This window comes from Oleiphilus sp. HI0123, from assembly GCF_001635315.1.
This window is the reverse complement of the sequence record NZ_LWGE01000696.1, coordinates 1-387: the sequence shown is the minus strand read 5'-3', so window position 1 is coordinate 387 and position 387 is coordinate 1. Positions and strand designations below refer to the sequence as shown.

Below are 387 nucleotides of genomic sequence, written 5' to 3'. Positions count from 1 at the left end.
AACACTGCCGAGGTTGCATCACAAATCGTCAAACCTTCACGATCGTCAGCTATCCAGTTGGCGTCTTCAACTTTGACACCCGAAGTCGTGCCATTCCAGGTAAATACAATATCGTGAGAAGAAGAAGCTTGAGAAAAATCAGGGAGTTTACCGTAGTCCGCTTCGTAGAGAGAAACATCATCCAACTTCAGCTGTTTTGTAATGTCGGTTATCCAGCCTTTACCGAAGGATTCCCACGCAAAAACATCGACAGGACGAGCACCGAGCATCGACCACATCGCCATTTCCATTGCTCCGGTATCAGAACCCGGTACTACACCCACTCGATAACCTTCAGGCAAACCCAATAAACGCGCCGTTTCAGTACAGCATGCTTCCAATGCTGTC

1 pseudogene is annotated in these 387 nt (G+C 48.1%); it reads right to left on the bottom strand.

Going from position 1 to position 387, the window contains the following annotated elements:
- Nucleotides 1-387 (bottom strand): annotated as a pseudogene (locus tag A3761_RS27165) (phosphoserine aminotransferase); the annotation flags it as partial.